This window comes from Mycobacterium sp. 1245852.3, from assembly GCF_001669335.1.
GTDB classification, from domain to species: domain Bacteria; phylum Actinomycetota; class Actinomycetes; order Mycobacteriales; family Mycobacteriaceae; genus Mycobacterium; species Mycobacterium europaeum_A.
Genome location: NZ_LZLL01000238.1, coordinates 1 through 3,129 on the forward strand (window position 1 = coordinate 1; position 3,129 = coordinate 3,129).

A 3,129-nucleotide genomic window follows, 5' to 3' on the forward strand; every position below is an offset into this window, starting at 1 on the left:
GGGACGCCGCGACGATCCGCTGTAAACCCGCGACGTCGGTGGCCAATACGACGGCGTCGACCTCGCAGTGGTCATCGGAATCAGTGTGCACCCGAAAAGACTTCGCCGGTGCGGTCTCGATGCGCAGCACCTTGGTGGCGAGCCGGAACCGCGCGCCGCGACCCTCGAGGTAGCCGCGCAACGGCTCCCACAGGGCGCTGTCGTAGTTCGCCGACGGCACGTCGAAGATCAGGCCCTCGGACGATCCGAGGAAGTAGATGTGAAACATGGTCGCCAGCTCGGCCGCGGAGAGCTGGGAGGGATCGGCGAAGAAGCTGCGGGAGAACACCTCGAACGCCAGATGCCTTGCGGCCTCGGGGAATCGGATGTCGGAGAGAAACGTCGCGGCGTCGGTGTGGTCCAGGCGCTGGTAGGTGCCGGGCACCGATACGGCGGCCAGCGGTGCGGCCGCGCGGGCGTCGATGCGGGTGAAGTCTCGCAGCCGGAACGTCGGACTGCGCGCGGCGAAGACCACGGCGTTCCACGGCGGGGTGCGCGGCAGCCCGCGGAAGGTGTCGCGCCGTCCGGCGCCGTCGATCAGCGGGTAATCCGCGACGGGAGTGAGCATCCGCAGTTGCGGGTCGATCCGGCTCAGCAGGGCGCGCAGGTTGTAGTACTGCCGGAAGAACGCGTGGAAGCCGCGGTTCATCGCGAGCTCGGCGCCGCCGTCGCGCTCGGTCCAGCCCCCCACCCGGCCGCCCAGGTAGCGCTCGCTTTCGATGACCTCGACGACGACGCCGCGCTCGGCCAGCCCGGTGGCGGCGCTCAGGCCGGCGATTCCGCCGCCGACGACGGCCACCCGGGGGCGCTCGGGCAGCGCACCGGCGTCCGGCAATCCCGTTGGTGCGGCGAAGGTTCGGCGCCGCGGGTCGGCGGTCATCGCGGCGCGTCCGCCAGGAAGGTGTGCACGATGTTGGTCTCCCAACCGGGCATCGTCTCGCTGTGCACGGCGGTGAAGCCGGCGTCGGCGAGGCGGGTCTCGAACCGCGCGGCGCCGTCGAAATCCAATACGCTGCGCCACAGGTAGCGATACAGCCCGGCGTCCCGGGTGCGCCACCACCCGGCGGGAATGATGATGGCCCAGCACACGGCGTGCCAGATGCGGGTCGCGGCGGGGGAGTCGCGCACCGAGTATTCGTGCACCGCCAGGGTGCCGCCCGGACGCAACAGCTCGCGGAACCTGCGCAGCTGTGCGTCCCGGTCGGCGACGTTGCGGATCAGATAGGCGGCCAGGATGCCGTCGAACGGTCCGGTGATCCCGTGCTCGGCCAGCTCTTCGACCGGCGTGTGCACGAAGCGCACCGAGGCGGGCCACTGTTTGGCGCGCGCCGCGTCGAGCATTCCGCGCGAGGCGTCGACGGCGACAATGTCGGCCTCCGGTGCGACGGCGAGCAGCGCGGCCGTCGAGGCGCCCGTGCCGCAGCCGGCATCGAGCAACCGTAACCCGTTGCCGCGGTTCGGGATTCGCATTCGGCGCGCCGACAAGGTCAGCTGCGCGTGGTAACCGGGGCTGGCCCCGACCAGCCGGTCGTAAGCCGGCGCGCCCGCGTCGAACGCGGCCGCCAGGTCGGCGGGCGCGGGACCAGCATCACCGACGCGCACGTTGCCGCTCCCACAGCAGCAGCACCGCGGTGACCAACGCGAAGCCGAACAGAAAGTCTTCGACCGGGATGTCGAATGGGAAGCGCAGGCCGCTCAGCTGCCGATCGTCGTAGCTGACGACGGGGGAGCTGAGTTTCGTCAGCCAGCCGTCCACCGGGATCTGGAATCCCAGCACGATCAGCATCGACAGCCAGTACGCCGCACGCCGGAAGAGCCCGGTGCGCAGCAACGCCAATTCCAGTGCGCAGACCAGCAATACCGCCAGCGCGGCCGGCAGCGTGTAGCCCAGGCCGGTCATCGGCGGTGCACCTTGTCCAGGATGGTGGTCACGGCGTTGTAGGTCAGCAACGCGCAGACCGGAATGACGAGGAAGAACAGCACCTCTTCGATCGGCACCCGGACCGGGATGCCCAGGCCACACAGATAGGCGCGGTCGTAAGTCCACACGTGCGCGGCGACGGCGATCTCATCCCAGATCAAGAACACCGCGGCCACCGGCACGATCGCCTTGAGGGCCCTTCGCCACTGGCGGTAGACGCCGGGGCCGAAGATCTCCAGCGGCGCGGTGATCACCAGGCATGCGGCCAGCACCGCCAGGTATTGCCACCGATCGCTCATGCGGCCCCCGATTGACGAACGCCCCGCGCGCCGTTGCGCGCCCGCCACGACCGTATCAGTCCCGCACCGGCGACCCGAAGCCGTCGCGTCGTGCCGACGGTGGCCCGGTGATCGAACACCGCGAAGTCGCTTCTTTCGATGCAGTCCAGGATCTCCGAGTACAGCGCCGCCGCGGTCGCCACGCACGGTCGCGAGCGGCGGGCGAGCGTGGCGATCCCGTCGGCGGCGAATCGATAAGTCTGCCTGGCGATTTCGTGTTGGGCAACCAGAGCACGGCGCACCCGCGGATCGGTGCGGCGGTGGGTGTGACACCACGTCAACAACTCCCGGTCGACGCCGTCGGCGGCGAGTTCGTCGGCCGGCAGGTAGACCCGGCCGCGCTGCAGGTCCTCGTCGACGTCACGCAGGAAATTGGTGAGCTGGAACGCGCGGCCCAGCGCCGCGGCGTACGGCGCCGCCTCCTGCACGGGCGTCACCGTGCCCAGTATCGGAAGCACTTGCAGCCCAATGGCTTCCGCCGAGCCGCGCATGTAGCGGTTGAGGGCCTTGCGGTCCGGATAGTCGGTGACCGTGAGGTCCATCCGCATCGACGCCAAGAAGTCCTCGAACAGCTCCGCGCTGATCCGGTAGCGCCGCACGGTGTCGGTCACGGCGGCGACCAGCGGATCGTCGCGGTGCGCATCGCCGGAGAAGAATCGCTGCGACAGCTGCGCCAGCCGGCGACCGCGGACGTCGGCGCCGACCGCCGGGTCGAGATCGTCGAGGATGTCGTCGGCGTACCGGGCGAAACCGTACAGCGCATGAACGGGTGGCCGCTGGTCGGGCGCGAGCAACCGGGTCGCGAGAAAGAAGGTGCGGCCATGCGCGGCG

Annotated in this window: 5 protein-coding genes; all 5 read right to left on the reverse strand. The window is 70.0% G+C overall.

The window, feature by feature from the left end:
* On the reverse strand, window positions 1-919 hold a 919-nt coding region (locus A9W96_RS10560), incomplete at its 3' end, for an FAD-dependent oxidoreductase (protein ID WP_156765195.1).
* Entirely contained in the window at window positions 916-1,641 is a 726-nt protein-coding gene (locus A9W96_RS10565; protein ID WP_067019070.1) for a class I SAM-dependent methyltransferase, read from the reverse strand. The genes A9W96_RS10560 and A9W96_RS10565, both read right to left, overlap by 4 nt.
* On the reverse strand, window positions 1,628-1,939 hold the full coding sequence (locus tag A9W96_RS10570; RefSeq protein ID WP_067139551.1) for a lycopene cyclase domain-containing protein: 312 nt from the start codon (window positions 1,937-1,939) through the stop codon (window positions 1,628-1,630). The genes A9W96_RS10565 and A9W96_RS10570 overlap by 14 nt, the downstream gene beginning before the upstream one ends.
* On the reverse strand, window positions 1,936-2,259 hold the full coding sequence (locus A9W96_RS10575) for a lycopene cyclase domain-containing protein (RefSeq protein WP_066862191.1): 324 nt from the start codon (window positions 2,257-2,259) through the stop codon (window positions 1,936-1,938). The genes A9W96_RS10570 and A9W96_RS10575 overlap by 4 nt, the downstream gene beginning before the upstream one ends.
* Window positions 2,256-3,129 (reverse strand): phytoene/squalene synthase family protein (locus tag A9W96_RS10580; protein ID WP_067139553.1); only part of this gene is annotated, 874 nt, incomplete at its 5' end. The genes A9W96_RS10575 and A9W96_RS10580, both read right to left, overlap by 4 nt.